Annotated in this window: 16 protein-coding genes and 1 pseudogene; 12 read left to right on the top strand and 5 right to left on the bottom strand. The window is 38.6% G+C overall.

Features of this window, described 5'->3' with window-relative positions:
- Positions 1-8: 8 nt before the first annotated feature.
- On the bottom strand, positions 9-1,193 hold the full coding sequence (locus DNHGIG_RS14575) for a beta-ketoacyl-[acyl-carrier-protein] synthase family protein (RefSeq protein ID WP_282200281.1): 1,185 nt from the start codon (positions 1,191-1,193) through the stop codon (positions 9-11).
- Between the two features lie 865 nt (positions 1,194-2,058).
- A complete protein-coding gene (locus DNHGIG_RS14580) occupies positions 2,059-2,391 on the bottom strand; it encodes a YhjD family protein (RefSeq protein ID WP_282200282.1) in 333 nt (110 codons plus the stop codon).
- A gap of 295 nt (positions 2,392-2,686) precedes the next feature.
- On the opposite strand from DNHGIG_RS14580, the gene DNHGIG_RS14585 reads away from it, so the two are divergent.
- Positions 2,687-2,905 (top strand): WYL domain-containing protein, encoded by a 219-nt coding sequence (locus DNHGIG_RS14585; RefSeq protein WP_282200283.1) that lies wholly within the window; start codon positions 2,687-2,689, stop codon positions 2,903-2,905.
- Positions 2,906-3,035: 130 nt separating this feature from the next.
- Here DNHGIG_RS14585 and DNHGIG_RS14590 read toward each other — a convergent pair whose 3' ends face one another.
- The gene (locus DNHGIG_RS14590) at positions 3,036-4,199 is read right to left on the bottom strand and encodes an iron-containing alcohol dehydrogenase (RefSeq protein WP_282200284.1); all 1,164 of its coding nucleotides are present in this window, start codon (positions 4,197-4,199) and stop codon (positions 3,036-3,038) included.
- A gap of 297 nt (positions 4,200-4,496) precedes the next feature.
- Between DNHGIG_RS14590 and DNHGIG_RS14595 the strand changes: the two genes are divergently transcribed.
- From DNHGIG_RS14595 to DNHGIG_RS14605, 3 genes are all read left to right on the top strand, one after another.
- Complete coding sequence (locus tag DNHGIG_RS14595) at positions 4,497-4,628, top strand: hypothetical protein (protein WP_282200285.1); 132 nt, start codon at positions 4,497-4,499, stop codon at positions 4,626-4,628.
- Between the two features lie 213 nt (positions 4,629-4,841).
- Entirely contained in the window at positions 4,842-6,272 is a 1,431-nt protein-coding gene (locus tag DNHGIG_RS14600) for a PD-(D/E)XK nuclease family protein (RefSeq protein WP_282200286.1), read from the top strand.
- 204 nt (positions 6,273-6,476) lie between these two features.
- Positions 6,477-7,103: a LysE family translocator gene (locus DNHGIG_RS14605; protein ID WP_282200287.1), complete on the top strand. Its 627-nt coding sequence runs from the start codon at positions 6,477-6,479 to the stop codon at positions 7,101-7,103.
- Between the two features lie 276 nt (positions 7,104-7,379).
- On the opposite strand, the gene DNHGIG_RS14610 is transcribed toward DNHGIG_RS14605, so the two are convergent.
- Positions 7,380-8,843, bottom strand: a complete 1,464-nt coding sequence (locus DNHGIG_RS14610) for a copper amine oxidase N-terminal domain-containing protein (protein ID WP_282200288.1) — start codon at positions 8,841-8,843, stop codon at positions 7,380-7,382.
- A 439-nt stretch (positions 8,844-9,282) separates the two neighbouring features.
- Between DNHGIG_RS14610 and DNHGIG_RS14615 the strand changes: the two genes are divergently transcribed.
- Positions 9,283-10,023, top strand: coding sequence for an LbetaH domain-containing protein (locus DNHGIG_RS14615; protein ID WP_439647742.1), 741 nt, complete (start codon positions 9,283-9,285; stop codon positions 10,021-10,023).
- A gap of 487 nt (positions 10,024-10,510) precedes the next feature.
- A complete protein-coding gene (locus tag DNHGIG_RS14620) occupies positions 10,511-10,870 on the top strand; it encodes a nuclear transport factor 2 family protein (protein ID WP_282200289.1) in 360 nt (119 codons plus the stop codon).
- 990 nt (positions 10,871-11,860) lie between these two features.
- On the opposite strand, the gene DNHGIG_RS14625 is transcribed toward DNHGIG_RS14620, so the two are convergent.
- The gene (locus DNHGIG_RS14625; protein WP_282200290.1) at positions 11,861-12,016 is read right to left on the bottom strand and encodes an SOS response-associated peptidase family protein; all 156 of its coding nucleotides are present in this window, start codon (positions 12,014-12,016) and stop codon (positions 11,861-11,863) included.
- A gap of 283 nt (positions 12,017-12,299) precedes the next feature.
- On the opposite strand from DNHGIG_RS14625, the gene DNHGIG_RS14630 reads away from it, so the two are divergent.
- The 6 genes and pseudogenes from DNHGIG_RS14630 to DNHGIG_RS14655 all read left to right on the top strand — a co-directional run bounded on the left by DNHGIG_RS14630 (position 12,300) and on the right by DNHGIG_RS14655 (position 16,408).
- Positions 12,300-12,818 (top strand): site-specific integrase, encoded by a 519-nt coding sequence (locus tag DNHGIG_RS14630; protein WP_282201435.1) that lies wholly within the window; start codon positions 12,300-12,302, stop codon positions 12,816-12,818.
- A gap of 148 nt (positions 12,819-12,966) precedes the next feature.
- A complete protein-coding gene (locus DNHGIG_RS14635; protein WP_282200291.1) occupies positions 12,967-13,392 on the top strand; it encodes a PilZ domain-containing protein in 426 nt (141 codons plus the stop codon).
- Between the two features lie 492 nt (positions 13,393-13,884).
- Positions 13,885-14,193, top strand: a complete 309-nt coding sequence (locus tag DNHGIG_RS14640; protein WP_282200292.1) for a phospholipase D-like domain-containing protein — start codon at positions 13,885-13,887, stop codon at positions 14,191-14,193.
- Between the two features lie 271 nt (positions 14,194-14,464).
- Positions 14,465-14,731, top strand: a pseudogene (locus DNHGIG_RS14645) (GNAT family N-acetyltransferase); the annotation flags it as partial.
- Positions 14,732-15,328: 597 nt separating this feature from the next.
- On the top strand, positions 15,329-15,808 hold the full coding sequence (locus DNHGIG_RS14650) for a GNAT family N-acetyltransferase (protein WP_282200293.1): 480 nt from the start codon (positions 15,329-15,331) through the stop codon (positions 15,806-15,808).
- 87 nt (positions 15,809-15,895) lie between these two features.
- Positions 15,896-16,408, top strand: a complete 513-nt coding sequence (locus DNHGIG_RS14655; protein ID WP_282200294.1) for a GrpB family protein — start codon at positions 15,896-15,898, stop codon at positions 16,406-16,408.
- The last annotated feature ends 205 nt before the right edge of the window (positions 16,409-16,613 follow it).

A 16,613-nucleotide genomic window follows, 5' to 3' on the forward strand; every position in this document is an offset into this window, starting at 1 on the left:
CCCCAATTTTAATATTTTGATAATAATACGCAAGCATTATTCCCACCGTACCCGTGTGAAGTTATAGCTACGTGGGAAACTTCACAATAGCGCGTTTGGAATACGATTGGCAAATGTGAGTATCCCTCTCCGGATGATTTAATTGTTGGTGGTATAAATCCATGTTCGATACTTAAAAGCGATGAGATGATCTGCAAAGCACCAGAAGCACCAAAAGCATGTCCAATCATCCCTTTTATTGAAGTAATAGGGATGGATGTTCCAAATAACGTTTGATGTGCGATACTGTCGATTCTATCGTTATCTTTTAGACCCAACGCCTGACTGTTTAAATAAGTTGGTGTAATGTCTCCAATTGCATTTTTCAGTGCGGAAATCATGGTTTTTCCCGTTCTGTCCATTCCATTAATGGAAACTCCATCATTGTTCGTACTTACAGGATGGATAACCCCTAGTATCGGTGCCTTTCTAGAGACAGCATCAACTTCACGTTCTAATATTAATACTCCTGCTCCCTCAGATATGACAAATCCATTATGTTTACTGGAAAAGGGGACACCAGACTGATTGACATCCTTATCGATTGGCAGTAAGTTTAGCCTTGCTAAAGAGTAAATGACAATACGAGATAATGGAGTTTCCGCTCCACCAACAATACAAACGTCCGCCTTGTTACTTTCCAGTAATAATTGCCCCATAAGTACAGCGTCCGTACTAGCTGTACAGCCTGTGCTAAGAGTAAATGCTTGAGGTTTAATACCTAGATGTGCGGCAACAGCGGAAGAGACGCTGTGCATGTTCACTAATCCGGCAGTCCAATAGGGAAAGTTATCATATGTATCGTTCGTTGTATATGTAATAGACGATTCGAATTCTCGGTACCCACCGGTAGATGTACCGATAATGACTGCGATACGGCAATCATTTAAATTGTGTAAACCAGCCATCTCTACGGCATCTACAGTTGCCGCGATCGCCAATTGGCTCACTCTCGGATATCTATTATATTTTTTTCCAGAAATAATTTCAAAGTTTTCATGTATGACACCACAAACAATGCTCGAATTTTTCGGTCCTATCCCCTGAAGCACTTCTTGTGTACATATTCCTTTCTCCAATACCTTTCTGAATTCATCCCTGTTGCTTACTCCGGGTGCTTTCACACCATAACCTGTTATGACTATCCGAGTCAATACATATCCCTCCGAACAGGAATTAAACTGTAAGGTAATATATACATAGAATTAATACAGAGCCAGTAAATTAAATTTATGAGGCAATTTTGAATAACAAAAATCCGCCACTCATAGGTAAGATGTAAGTACGAACAAACATCACCACGAAAGACGGATATGGATTGATTTTACCACTAAGTTCCACCAAAGAGAATCCTTTTATTGTATGATTTTCTCGTATTGGATATTTCATCTTATTGAAAAACTCCCATACACTTTCATGAACCGAAGTGGGTTTTCTTCCAATCAGTATTTGTGATGATAGGGAGATTCGTGCCGAAACTTTCTTATCCTTAGTAAATGAAGTCTTGACTTTCGCGAAATTTTTCCATCGCTTTTTCGCCAATTTTTCATGAGCGTCTGTTCAGAAGGCGAACTTTTCTTTTGCTCAGGTTATTAGCCGTTTCAAGAAATGACATCCCCCGATAACATATAATATCTTGATTTTGAGGGGTGAAGACAATGTTTGGATCTTTTACTCGTTGGGCTATTGTATTTCTTATCATCTTCGTCTTGTTCATCTTACTCGTTCCTGGTTATGGCGGTGCAGGCTATGGAGCTGCAGGTGCAGGAGGTTATTGATAAGAGCAGTCAACACAGCCCGTCGTTTAAGACCGTCTGATTTATCAGGCGGTTTTTTTTATGGATCACGAATACAAAGTGAGGTCAGGTTCGTCAAATCACGGTCGGTATTCACAGCCGGTAAAGAGCCGTGCATGCGTGTAGGGGAGAAGGGATGGGGGAAAGCAAAACTGTAGTAGGATGATTTTACAAAAATACATAGGACTGAATTTGACGATTGGATCCCCTTGCGAAATCACTGCTAGATTTGGGGATCCAATATATGCTCCAACATTCCGATCGCCTCCGCTTCAAGCATCGGCAACATGTAAGGTACCTCTTTGATCAAACCTTTCTCTTTAAACTTCACGACTACATCCCAGTTGCGCCATTCCTTTTCAATGATGAAGATCGCGTTGCTATGTAATTGCCGCCTGACTGTAACCATCTCTTCTGAGATCCTCTTATGCAACGTCTCGAACATACTGCTCGCCCAGGATTGAGACGCTTTGATCTCTCGCTCAATCAATTTCAACATAAGCTCACGAAGCAACAGCTCGCGTATCAATGCAGTCGCACGTGCTTTGTTCATCATATCACCTACAACGAGAACGTATGTTCCTATTGTACTCATCATACGAGCAGGATTACATAGAAATTTTTACCAATTTAATAATGGTACGAAAACAAGAAACCGCCTCGTCACTCAGGGCGGTTTCTTATTCCTCAACCAATTGTTCATCATACATATTATTTAACCGATCTGATGCACTCACTGAATCATTCTTCGTCCACACATTGGAATCACCAAATTCATTATAGCGGGTTTTATTTGCGAGTTCGAATGGATATAATAAATACGAACATGAGTTCGCATTTGAGGTGGTATCATGCTGAAGGACTTGGAGCGCTATCTTGATACCGGGGCTCTCGTTGACATCATCTACATGGATCGTAACGAGCAATTTACCAAACGGACTGTTAAACTGAAGGAGATCAGTGGGGAACACGTGAAGGCATACTGTTATCAGAGACATGCGAACCGGATGTTTAAGATCGACAAAATCCTTGCGGCCATTCCGGCAAGAAAAAATAAGCCCCGGTTCTGAGCCACTGGGAGCAGATTCTGCGGAATCTGAGCGAGATCATCAAAGCGGCCGTTCCGCACGGTCATCTGTATGCCGGCAGTAAAAAGGCGAACCGGGGCATGGCGGGAAGAGATCGTACTTTTTTAGTTGCTTATAATGACATTTTATAAATCTCCAAGATGTCTTCCTTGTTCAATCGCTTAAACCTTCCGACTTCTCCTCTCGCCAACGCTTTCTCAGCCAGTACTTCGAGTTGTGAATCATCAATGTTATAATCAGCTAAGCGGGATGGAGCCCCGAGGCTGTTCCAGAATGCACGAAGCTTTTCGATCCCTTCTAATGCAATCTCATGATCCGATTTTCTTTCGGGGTTCACATCAAAGACGCGAATCGCTAACTGCTTAAACCGATCAACATTTTCCTCCAAACAATATTTCATCCAGTTCGGAAATAAGATAGCCAGTCCTCCCCCATGTGGGATGTCATAAACAGCGGAAACCGCATGTTCAATCTGATGAGTCCCCCAGTCGCCATCGAATCCCATGTCGAGTATTCCGTTCAATGCCATGGTACCGCAGTACAATATGGTTTCCCGATGTTCATAATGATCAAAATCCTCTATAAGCTTCGGAGCGGTTTCGATCACCGTTTTCAAAATCGATTCACACATCCGGTCTTGCAGCGGTGTATTGGGGACATGATGAAAATACTGCTCAAACACGTGTGACATGATATCAACGATTCCATAAACCGTATGATCTTTAGGTACGGTAAACGTATGAACCGGATCGAGAATCGAAAACTTGGGGTAAACCAGAGGACTTCCCCAACCATATTTCTCCTTTGTTTCCCAATTGGTAATCACGGATCCTGAATTCATCTCGGAACCGGTTGCAGCTAAGGTCAGAACCGTTCCAAAAGGCAATGCATCTGTTGGCGTTACTTTTCGAGTGATAATATCCCATACATCGCCCTCATACTTTGCACCAATAGTAATCGCCTTGGTGCAGTCAATAACGCTACCACCACCTACAGCGAGCAAAAACTCAATTCCTTCCGCTTTACATATGTCAACTCCTTTATGTACGGTGGATAAGCGGGGATTCGGCTCCACACCAGGCAATTCATAAACAGTTGCATCGATATCCTGTAATATTCTCATGACATTGTCATAAATTCCATTGCGTTTGATGCTTCCGCCACCATAAACAAGTAAAATTTTCTTCCCAAAAGGAGGAATTTCTGTGCGAAGCTGCTCAAGTTGCCCTTCTCCAAAAATAAGTTTTGTTGGATTGTGAAAAGTAAAAGGATTCATCAGGATCTCTCCTTCTTAGTATTTCTTACGCTGATTACCGCTCATTTAGGATGCGGTTACAGTCATTGCTCTAATAAACATATAATAATGTTATGACACATAAAAGAGGCACTATTTCTTCGCAAATTACCTGAAGGAAATATTAGAATGGTAAAATGCTGGCAAATCGCTCGCAGGCAACTCTCATAGGACAACTGGAAACAGGCGGATTTTCACTTTTAATATTGGATAAAAGCCGTTTCACAAATCCACATCTTTCGATAACATATAACATCTTGATTTTAAGGGGTGAAGACAATGGACGGCACATTCGGATACTTTACACGTTGGGCGATTGTTTTTCTTATCATCTTCGTCTTGTTCTTCTTACTTGTTCCTGGTTATGGCGGTGCAGGCTATGGAGCTGGCGCAGGAGCCTGCGGTTGTTAAGGATCATTGACTCGAGGTAACAAATGACCGTCTGATTACCAGGCGGTCTTTTCATTTACTTTCCACTTAATTCATATTGATTACTCTGGATCTTCGCAGGATTGACAGAATTTTTTATTATTCAGCAAGCCCTAACTTAAACAGAGAGTATTGAACATGAAACATTGCAAGCATAAAATTTTGTTAAAACTCGTGGAGGTGGTATGTAAGAGTATGGAAGAATCCATTTTTGAAATTTTGGGAATTGGATTACGGGAAGATTCCTTTACGAATCTACTTAGTTATACTTTTGAAACCCTACCTGAATTTAGAATAAACTTAATTCATTTTCTCCTTAATGCGAAAGGGCAACATTCAATTCATTGGAAATCGATGACTCGTAAGACTGTCTCGCAAAAGAATCGAAGAGATATTCCTGATCTCATTCTTTATAGTCATGATGAAAAGATAATCATTGTTATTGAGAATAAGATTCTTGCACACGAAGGAAAAGACCAAACAAAAAATTATTCATCGAAGGAATTCAAAAATAAAATAGAGGAACTGTTAGAAATTGAGGAAGCAACATTCCATTACTACTATTTAACCATTGACGGAGAGAAGCCTAAGTCAAAGAATTTTAAAAAATTGACTTACTCACAAATCGTATCTTTGATACCTACGGATTTACCCGACAGAAAATTGTCTTTACTCCTAGAGGAATTAAGAGAAAAAGTAATGGAGTATAATAATTGGCCGGCTCCTAAAGATAATGACATTGTCTTGGAGTATCTGAATCGAACAAAAGGCTTTATCACTCCCGAACGAACATTTTCATGTCTCATTGAACAATTGGATATGAATGATTTAATTCTGAAGGATATTGGAATAACAGGGAACCGAGGAAGTGCATTCATCCCTTTCGCAAAGTGGCATTTGCCTCATTGGGAAGGTATTAGAAACGATACAAAGGGTGGAGATGGGCTCACCTGTTACGATATTCATTTGGAGATGCAATGGGATACCAAGAAGGATCAAGAACATCTTTCACTCCAACTCCACTATCAATCATTACCATACTACACACAGAAAGAATTAAAGAAGTGTTCAGAATGGTTCCGTGAAACGTATCTGTTAGGAAAGGGTGCTTTTTTTAGAGAATTAGAGAAACAAGAGTTTTGGATGAGGGAAGAGGGGTGGAAATTAACTAATGGTTTTCTACGACTGGCATCTTACCGCTTTGACAAAGATGTCACGATGGGGGAATTCAAACGTAAAATTACTGATTTAGTAAGATCTATGATCCCGATCATTGACCAAGCTTTGTGTGAAGCAACGATAACATATGAGATCGCAAATACCTATAAGGAGCAAGTTTTTGAGGGGATTTGGCTTGTGTTTTTGGAATGTCAGAGACAAAGAAATCATTTACTTTTGGAGCAGCAGGATGATCAACTAATCGTTGTCGTTGGAGCCAATGACCCATCCGATCTAGAGAACGAAATAATCGTGCATTTTGCAGCCAAGGAAGCAGAAAAAATCCTTAAAGAAAAAAGAGTAAATATGAGGTTTACATACGAGAAAGCAGGACCGATCCTAATCAATGGACAAAACCAACTAGCTACAAGAGAGTACTATTTTAGAATTGAAAACAACAAACTTTAAAGAAAACAGTTTTAAAAATGTTGCGCGACTTATTCCATTACGTTCAACCAAACTCTTTGGCGATACTTTGAAGAGTCGCGTTATCGTCAAAGTATCGCGAACGGGCAATATCGCTCAGAAAAGTATTCAGGGTTTTCTTCTGTATTCTAAACGATATTCATTTGTGTTATATTGAAGGATAATTCATGTCGGGAGTGAAATTGAATGGAAAATGTTTATCTCTTTGTCCTCATGTCAATTTTGCTTATTATTTTGCCTGGGCCTGATACTGGATTAACCACGCAAAACACCATTACTTACGGAAGAGAAGGTGGGTTTAAAACGGTTTTAGGTATTTCTTCAGGGCTTATTATCCATACCTTAGCAGCGGTTTTCGGGCTTTCGACTATTATTGTTAAATCCGCTTTGTTGTTTTCCGTTTTTAAATATGTTGGTGCAGTTTATCTTATTTATCTTGGTGTGACATCGTTGCGGTCTTTAAAGAAGGGAAATGAAGTTTCCTCAGATGGTGATGTGCAAACTAAATATCAAAACAAATCTACCTTTCGTCAAGGGTTTCTTACGAACCTTCTTAATCCTAAAGTAGCTGTCTTTTTCCTTACATTTCTTCCACAATTTTTGAGTCCAGGGAGCAAGCCCTTCTTGCAATTTCTTTTCATGGGAATGACTTATACAGTTCTAACAGCCATCTGGCTTTTACTGTATGTGTACTTAATTGATAATATTTGTACGTGGATGAAAAAACCATCTACGCAGCGTGCCATTCAAGGAATATCGGGATTGGTTCTTGTGACATTTGGAATTAAGCTTGCTCTTGAAAAAAGACCGTAGTTATATTCACATGCTATCTCGATAACCTAGTCCTAACCACTTTATTGGGTTGGGATTTTTTATTTAATAACCTCTTAAAAACCACTGGTTAACATCCAAGCCTTTTTCACTAACGGGATCGAATGTTGAATAACAGAGCACTTATGCTGAGGAGATAAAACGATGAATTTGCGCCGAGTTGATGTTGTATACGCACTTTTATTTGATGAAGAAACCAATAGCATATTATAAAAGTAGAAGAATCCCCGGAAAATCCCCGGGGATTTTTACATACCATCAATTTGAATTTGACCCACTCATCAACTGTGATATTGTTTGGGCATCAGGATCTAACGTAAATCCCGTTACCTGCCATGTAGAATCTTTTCGTAAAGAAATTAGTAAGGAATGTCCATTAGCACGATATAGATAATCCGCATGATCGTTATTTTCGGCTATTGTTTGCATGGAGATGATATCGGCTTGATCATCTTTAACAAACGATAGAGACGGTCGTAGTCTTTCATAATTTGAAGTAGCAGACTGTGACCAAAAAGCCGGATAGTCATTTTGAGTACCACTTAAGAGAAATTTAATATACCTAACTGAGAAAGATGCATCTACTCGAGAGTTCGATTGCATGTTCCACAAATAAAATACACCGGTTCGATATTTATCGATCTGATCAAAAGTTAGAGAACTGTCATCGAATTGATAAAGGTCATTTATGGAGCTATCATCTTTTCGACCATCTGAAGTCACCAAATCCCATTTATATGTACGATTACTAACATGAACATGAAGTACTCCATCCTGTAGCCATGTAAATACTCCGTTATTACCCATAAATTCTTTTAAGAGAGAAGGCTGATCATTTTCTAAATAAAAGATGGAATCAAAACTTGTGTGCGCTCCAGCGTTTCCGTATACACTAATCAAATTTCCGTTCTTTTGCGGAATCGTCTCAATCGCCACGGGATATTCAATTTTTGAAGGAAACTCACTTATTTTAAGATCTGAAGATACGAAAAATATTGATGCCATCATATGATTTGTCCAGTTTGGCTTTGTTGCAACAACAAGATAAGGCTTATTATCATCAAACCAGACTGTTTTAGCTAGACCAATAGTTTCGTTTGGATGAATGCTTGCAAAATATTTTAATAGAGAGTCACCGGGCGGTTTCGCCCAATTTATACATATGTTTTGTGTATAACCATTATCATACCAGCTAACAACGGAACCTAAATTCTCAGCCACGAATCTTAAAGGAACATAAATTCGATCATTATAGTTTATAGCTACGTAGTCGTTTCCTAATTTTTTTTCCACTCCATTGAATATGAATTTAATATTCTGGGTGACCGCTGTAATTTGGGTTGATTTATTTTCACCTTCATTGTTTTTATAAGGAGAAGAGTGATTTGATTGATATGACCCGCTCGTAAAAATAATGGTTTGTTTACTAGCATCCCATACTACATTAGCCCCCATGTTTTCAGCCACAAATCTCGCGGGTACATAGATTCGACCATTATAATTTATTGCCGTATAATCACTACCAAGACTTACCCATTGACCATTAAATTGGAAAACAATCGGTTGAGTGGTGGCTGTTATCACTCTTGTGTCAGCTGCATAAGTATGTTCACTTACTGATGAAACTCCAGTGGTTAAGAGTGAAGAAATACTTAATACAGCTAATAATTTTCGAACCCGTTGATTTCGTCTTGCCCCCATTGCATTCTTTTCTCCTTCCATAAAATACATGCTCTATCAACAATATTACTAGAAGATAACAATTTTTTGAATAGCTGCTAATGAATGATCAATAATCAATCACGATGAGAAAGACTTTTTATTTACTAATGACTATTTTGAACGAGCTCAAAATACGTTCAGATCAGACACAGGATTTGAAAGACTCATTTCTTGCTCGATCGTCTTCAACATCAACTCATAACGCAATAGCTCACGGATCAATGCTGATTTACGTAAATTGTCCATATTATCACCTGCGATAAGAACATATGTTCTTATCATAATACGATTCTCGTTGTATCGTACAACTGGGCAGTATGTCCAAGTTTAATCCCTGGTACAGATGTCCGTTTCCTTATTTTAATAACATGCATTCATTAAAACGAGAGCCAAAAAGGGGATACGCGCAGTCCAAAACGATAAAGGGGTTTGAACGAGTGTGAAAAAAATAAATACAAGTTCGATGTCTTTACCTCGTAGAAGGATTAAGAAAAACGTTTCTAAAAAAGTTCCTCAGGGTCCCTTCAATTTGTTTGTACGTTTTATCAGCCCAAATCCAAGGACATCGTTTAATCCCACCAATCATTTTCCAAAAATAAACAGAACAGCCTTTCTTAGTCCATTTTCTAGTGTTATAGGGGATGTGACAATTAAGAAAAACGTTTTTATTGCGCCTAGCGCTACCATTCGAGCGGATGAAGGAACGCCATTTTTTATTGGTTCGAATACGAATATTCAAGATGGAGTCATTTTACATGGTTTGCTTCATCAACAAATTCCTGTAGGTAACAAAAAATATTCAATATATATTGGAAACGGTGTAACGATCGCCCATGGTGCTCTTGTTCATGGCCCTTGTTTTATTGGAAATAGAGTGTTTGTTGGATTTAAATCCATTGTCTTTAATGCCTTTGTTGGGGAAGGAACGTTTATTTCAACAAACGCTGTCGTTACAAACGGTGTACGTATTCCTCCGAATCGGTTCGTTCCTCCGGGAGCGAATATTGATACTCAAGCAAAAGCCAATTCTTTGCGTCGTGTACCAAAAAATAGGAGGGAATTTGCGCGTGAAGTGCAACGTGTAAACAGAGAATTCCCACCTTCTTATCATTTACTATTTGGTAAACATCGTTGTTCATGTGGTATCGCTTGTAATCGTTTGCTGAAAATAACGAAGTGACGTTTATCTTTAAATGAGCCCGGTGTAGTTTAGGTCTTTTACGGTCTAATACCGGGTTTAAACTTTAATTATATGGGTATCAGGGATATTGCGGACATTTCACAAGTTCTGGCCCGATGCGGAAGGTCACTGGAAGATGGAGCGACCGCATGACACCTTGGTTATTGTCGAAGGCACGGGGCATTGCCTGCACGCAGACCTACCGCGATCTGGTAGAGGAGATCGCACCGTTTGAGATAGAGATAGCACTGCGTACACCACGTTTTTACGCCAGAGCCTCAACGACCTACAGAGCGAAATGAACAACGGTTTGACAAGAAAGAGGAAAAGCTGGATAAGTGTAGAAGGAATAATTGATAACATACGAGGATCCCTGCGAGTGAGGGACTACCGTCTCTCGGTTCTCTATCCGTCTTTTCTGCGTTCTCTAGGTCGAAGGTTCTGTTAAAGTTTCATTATATTTAAATTATTGAGGGAGGGTCTAAAAATGAAAAATCAATCTTCCATAAATGAGCATTTATGTCAATTAGAGAAACGGTTGTTAGAACCTGAAATTCGTACAGCTCCAGCAGAACTAGAAAAGTTACTCGCGGATGATTTCTTTGAGTTTGGAAGTTCAGGGAATATTCGGTATAAAAAGGATTGTATTGGTGAGGGTGGACTTAGTGTGCGGGAAATGACCCTTTATGATTTTGACATACATCCTTTGTCAGAAGATGTGGTGTTAACAACATATCGTGTAATGGATGAAACAAGAATGCAATATACTTTGCGTAGTTCAATTTGGAAATTTAGGGATGGTAGGTGGCAAATGTTTTTTCATCAAGGAACGCCAACTAAATCATAGAATTTGCCTCATTCCACTATCGGGAATCTATAAACCGCTCTTATCATGGGCCTATCAGTTGATTTTTTCAAGTATCGGTCGATAATCAGGATTTACCGATACATAATACGGATACTTAAGAATAAGACTTAAGACCGATTACCTTGGTTATTACATAACCTCGGTTACGCATCGGGTATATAGAAGATTATTAACGCAGAAGGAAAACGATAGTTAGAAATGAACTACGCCGCCATGCAGCCAAGCCCCGAGCCAAGAGTGTAACCTGAGCGAGGCGATTATTCGCCGCCTCGTGCTTATCCTTCTGCGGAGATTAGCTCCAAGAAATTCGATAAACGGAGGCGACCGATGAATGGCGTGGATGAATAACGGAAGGATGTTTAAAGACCGTAAAGAAGCACTTTGCAAATTTTACGGAGGCAGACGGATGCCTCGTTGTAGGAACGTACTTTTATTATCGAAAACTAGTGTGTGGGCAGGAGACGTATCGATGCAAATGGGGAGGATGAGGTACTCGCTAACAAGCCGCAAGTCGAGGCGGTGTAATCGAAAAGCTCCATCGTTACCTTTGAATCGAAGACGACGAGAAAACTACGAAACGTTCGTGTAAGGAAGTTCCAGCGTATAGAAAAAGTACTGATGGTACAAGGTTTACACTTAGTCGAATAGACGAATAGACACCGCAGCTAAGAGGTGGGATATGCTTAGCACGCAAACAGATCGTTCAATTACACAACCGCAGCCAGCACAAAAAATGATGAAGTGCTTGTCGTGATCCAACCAATAAACCGCCTCGACAATCGGGATGGCTTGTTTTTCCTAATCAATAGTTCAAAATACCTGTTATTTAACCTCTTATACACTCCAGCGAATCATTCTTCACATTCCTCACCATCGGCGATACAGGATAAGTACCCTTCTCTTCAGCTGGGAAAGTCACAAGACTCGACTGAAGCAACTCCATGTCCTACTTCTCCCTATCCAACTTGATCACCTTATCTTCCGGCCGAAGATCACCGGCATACGGTCGTGGATCTCGCTAACAAGCTCGTTCGGCAGTGTGGCTATGATCGTGTACGTGTGTACCTTTGAATCATCTGAAGTAGCCCGATATCGTATAGGGCATCCAGAAAAGAGTTGGGACACTCTGAAAGGTATTTCACGAGATGTTTACGAGTGATTAAATTTTATAAAATGTAAACTAAGTATTATAAAAATCTAACAAAAGGCCCATTTTGTTAGATTTACGTAGAATAAAAATATATTGATCTTATACCCTGAAATCATAAGGATTATTTATTGTTATTGAATAATATAGTAGGATTGTTAATATAACATATTGAATTTTATTATTGATTTAATCTAACATTTTGAGGTGGAGTCAGTGTCTAACAAACATGGAGTAAACGCGGTTGAACCAATTCGAGATATGGAAAAAATTATGGAAATAAAAAATTATTTACTCCGACGATCCTATCGTGATTACTTTTTGTTTGTTTTTGGAATTAATTCTGGGCTTAGAATAAGCGATATTTTGCCCTTACGAGTCATGGATGTTAAATACACCAAGTATTTAATAATCAAAGAAAAAAAGACCGGAAACATTAGAAAAACTATCATAACTCCGGCTTTAAAAAGTGAAATTGAGAAATACACGTACAGAATGGCTGATTCTGAGTATTTATTTCCATCACAAAAAGGAAATAAGCCAATTAGCAGGGTTCAAGCGTGGCAAATCATTCACAATGCGGCAAAAGCTTGTGGAGTTGAAGGAGCAATCGGTACACATACTCTTCGCAAAACTTTTGGGTATCATTTTTACCAACAAACGAAGGATGTTGCTATGTTGCAATATATTTTTGGTCATTCTAGTCCTTCAATAACTTTGAGATATATAGGAATCAATGATGACATGGTAGATAAAGCACTAGAGAAATTTTCGTTGTAAAAAAGTGACGAAATATGTCGATTTTTGGAGTCAGAAGCTTTATAATTAGTATAGGTATTTTTGTAAAATTACATAACACAATGGGCCTTCTGTTTAATTTTTTTCCTAAATTATAGAATCTGTTTTCGGTCAATAGGAGGGATTATAATTGTTTTCTATATTTAGGAAGAAGAGGGATATAAATAAAAAAAGCGAAATTACTTCTATATCGGAGAACTTGGAGAATAGAAGGGAATACTTCCGAGTAGCCATTAATGAAAAGGTTTTATTTAGATTAGATATAGCGGGAAATTTAACAAGCTGGGGCGAATGTATTCTTGTCAATATTTCAGCCGGTGGAGCTAAAGTTTTAACAAATTTAGATTTTCCGGAGAATGTAAGAGTTATTGTTTCTTTTTCATTAGAAAATCAATATACGCTAGTTGCAGAGGTTGTATGGAAAAATAAAATTCACACCATTTACCAATATGGGTTAAAATGGTGCAATATTAGTGAGCCAGTACGTGAAAAACTACTTCGAGAATTGATTCGTTATTACAGTCAAGTTGAATTGGGCAAAAAGAAAATTAAGTGACAATAATTTTATCGTAAACTGCACTTGATCCTAACACAGTGCATTTCGAGACGTCATGAGTATCAATAGATTACTTGGATTCGGTAGTTCGAATCCTTAAATGAGCATTCATGCAATGCTGTATGTCGCACCAGGATACGTGAGAAAATCTGCTTGTTTGCACATCTGAACGAATCGTGCCATATCCGCGCTAGTAGCCGCGTGATAAACCTGTCCGGTTGGTGTAATTCGGCTTGCCAATCTTCTTGTACGAGGAAACCGAAGCATTGAAATCTACAGCAACGTCCCACCCATCGTGCTCTTACATAAGGAATTACATATTAACTTCATCCAAGCTTAATGAAATGTGTTTTACATTGGGAGTGGAGGGGTTATATGCATAATACAAATCTGATTATTCCTCTTTTGGCTATCTCGCTTTTAACAGCTCATAGTACAGCATAAAGTGTCGGTGCAGGCGAAAATAACGCGAAAGCATCCGAAAAATCAGAAGTGGAATGGGCCTTCACGCAAGCTCAACATCCGGAGAAAAAACTCATTGAAGTGATCAATGGAGCCAAATCGTGCCTTGATATTGCGATCTACAGTTTGACCCAGCCTGACATTGTGAAAGCGATCGAGAAGGCGCATGAGATTGGAGTACATGTACGTATCATCACGGATCAACAAGAGGTACAGAATAAATTCAAAGAGCAGGAATTGAAGATGCTCCGCGAGAAGGGGATCCCGATCAATGAAAACACACTCAAAGGTTTAATGCATCTGAAAGTCACCATTGCAGAGAAGCCAAGTCAGTCGTGACCACCAGATCGTTCAACTACACAACCGCTGCCAGCACAACAAATGACGAAGTGCTTATTGTAAACCATGATACTGATATGGCTAAGCAGTGAGAAGATCAATTTGAATGCATGTGGAATGATCACTCGAATTTTGTGGACTTGAAATAGAAACAATGAACCGCCTCAACATCAAGGGCGGTTTATTCGATTTTTTGGTGGATATTGCTTGATACGAAACAGACAGAGAAGAAAGTCGAGATTCTTCCTTGAGACATGAAAGGAGAAGGAATATGATCCTGCGACATGTGCGTGAATTCGATTATGTACCCGTAATATCGATGATTGACGACTGGCGGGGCGGTCGGCATATGGCTGACATGTTACCAAAACTGTTTTTTCAGCACTTCCAAGATACAAGTTTTGTTGCTGAAAGGGACGATCAAATTATCGGCTTTTTAATTGGATTTGTGTCGCAAACCTATCCCAACCAAGCGTATATTCATTTTATTGGTGTACATTCAGAATACAGAAAAGTGGGAATCGAAAAGCGATTATATGAATAAATTGAACGATAGGAGGATTGATGAATGCCCGACAAATGACCAGTCTTTTGTTAATACTCTAATGAGGAAAAGAATTATGGAGATTCAATAGGGAACTCTCATCTTTCAAATTATTGCTTTTATTATCATACTTTTATTATTATTCTCAGTAGTATATGGAGTTTATTTGATGATACGGAAATTTCCCAAAAATAAAGTTAATTAAGAAAATGGCTCACTCATATTCGCTAGGCTACATATGATCGAAAGATTTTACACACAAATATGGACTTGATCGTGTGAAGGAAGGAGCAAGTAAAGAGGAAATCATAGAAGCAATTAAAGTGGGAGTTATTGCAGGTGGATCGATTACATACCCAAATGCTCGGTTTGCCTTTGAGATGCTTAAAGAAATAGGTGTTATTTTACCTCTATCTTGTTAAATCCAATATCCCTTATTTAATTATCGGGAATCGTGAGTGGAGAAGAGGGTATTTTGCTCTTCTGTTTGCGAGACTACACTAACGGACAGTTTAACGCAATAATCGATAATTTTACTGAAAATATCTTCACGTGATAAAATTTCTTTAAAAAGGAAAAGGAAGGGAGAAAATGGGCAATATCCCGACTTTATGGAAAAGAGATGAATTTTCGATCTCTACTGAAAAGAATTACTTGGATATAGATGTAATATTTAATTTCTTGAATAAGGAATCATATTGGGCGAATGGAATCCCCAGAGAAGTTGTTATTGAATCAATTAAAAATACTCCTCTATGTTTTGGAATTTATAAAGGAGACCCAACAATTGGACAAGCACATCTCATCGGTTTTGGAAGAGTGATTTCAGATTTATCTAGATTTGCATATTTAGCTGATGTATTCGTTCTAAAGCCTTTTCGTGGGTTAGGTTTATCAAAATGGTTAATGAGTATAATTATAGAACATCCCCAACTTCAGACTGTCCGTAGATTTATGTTGGCAACAAACGATGCACATTCTTTGTATGCACAATATGGTTTTGAACCACTGGATAATCCATCTATTTTTATGCAGCTTGTTCGTAATAATATTTATCAGAATCGGGAGTAATCACTGTGGAGGGGCAAAACAGCTCCCCCACTAAGGATCACTCATGGGGCGGTTCTTAGTTTACCCTTACATTGAGGTGGGATTTATATGGAGAATGTATTTTTTTCTGATGTTAAGTTTTTTTATGATAAAGTTGAAATTCTTTTCAAACAACAAAAAGAACGAATTAAAGAGTTATTACCTGATGCAGATGTTCAACATGTCGGAAGCACAGCAATTCCGGGTACTATAACAAAAGGAGATTTGGATATTCAGGTTCGCGTAACTGCTGATGTGTTTCCTGATGCTGTAAAAACATTGACTAAGTTATATGAACTTAATGACGGTAGCATACAAACGGATTGTTTCAGAGCCTTTAAGGATGACACTTTTGACCCACCATTAGGAGTTCAATTGACTGTAATCGGTTCTGAACACGATATATTTTATAAAATTAGGGATGTTTTATTAAACAACCCAATGTATAGAAAACAGTACAATGAGCTGAAAAGGCAATATGAAGGTAAAGATATGGATGATTATAGATCGGCGAAAAGACTGTTTTTTGAAAGGTTAATGGAAACCCCTGAATATATAGAACTGAATAAAAAAGAAATATAATAAAACATTGATTTTGCTCGATTACTTGTTCAACTAACGGAAATCGAGAGCTAAATATACACAAATTAAATAGATATTGTCAGCCTGTTGTGCTAACGGGCAGTAATGCTGAACAAAACAGTTACGATTATAGTCGACGCAAAATTTTAAAAATTTTGTTATGATATTTGATAATAGAAATTAATCTGGAGGTGTTCTTGTGAAA

This window comes from Collibacillus ludicampi, from assembly GCF_023705585.1.
In the GTDB taxonomy this organism is placed as follows: Bacteria; Bacillota; Bacilli; order Tumebacillales; family BOQE01; genus Collibacillus; species Collibacillus ludicampi.

Coding starts and splice junctions, on each gene's coding strand:
- DNHGIG_RS14580 (WP_282200282.1), bottom strand. CDS start 2,391: ATGATGAACAAAGCACGTGCGACTGCATTGATACGCGAGCTGTTGCTT.
- DNHGIG_RS14585 (WP_282200283.1), top strand. CDS start 2,687: ATGCTGAAGGACTTGGAGCGCTATCTTGATACCGGGGCTCTCGTTGAC.
- DNHGIG_RS14590 (WP_282200284.1), bottom strand. CDS start 4,199: ATGAATCCTTTTACTTTTCACAATCCAACAAAACTTATTTTTGGAGAA.
- DNHGIG_RS14595 (WP_282200285.1), top strand. CDS start 4,497: ATGGACGGCACATTCGGATACTTTACACGTTGGGCGATTGTTTTTCTT.
- DNHGIG_RS14600 (WP_282200286.1), top strand. CDS start 4,842: ATGGAAGAATCCATTTTTGAAATTTTGGGAATTGGATTACGGGAAGAT.
- DNHGIG_RS14605 (WP_282200287.1), top strand. CDS start 6,477: ATGGAAAATGTTTATCTCTTTGTCCTCATGTCAATTTTGCTTATTATT.
- DNHGIG_RS14610 (WP_282200288.1), bottom strand. CDS start 8,843: ATGGAAGGAGAAAAGAATGCAATGGGGGCAAGACGAAATCAACGGGTT.
- DNHGIG_RS14620 (WP_282200289.1), top strand. CDS start 10,511: ATGAAAAATCAATCTTCCATAAATGAGCATTTATGTCAATTAGAGAAA.
- DNHGIG_RS14630 (WP_282201435.1), top strand. CDS start 12,300: ATGGAAAAAATTATGGAAATAAAAAATTATTTACTCCGACGATCCTAT.
- DNHGIG_RS14650 (WP_282200293.1), top strand. CDS start 15,329: ATGGGCAATATCCCGACTTTATGGAAAAGAGATGAATTTTCGATCTCT.
- DNHGIG_RS14655 (WP_282200294.1), top strand. CDS start 15,896: ATGGAGAATGTATTTTTTTCTGATGTTAAGTTTTTTTATGATAAAGTT.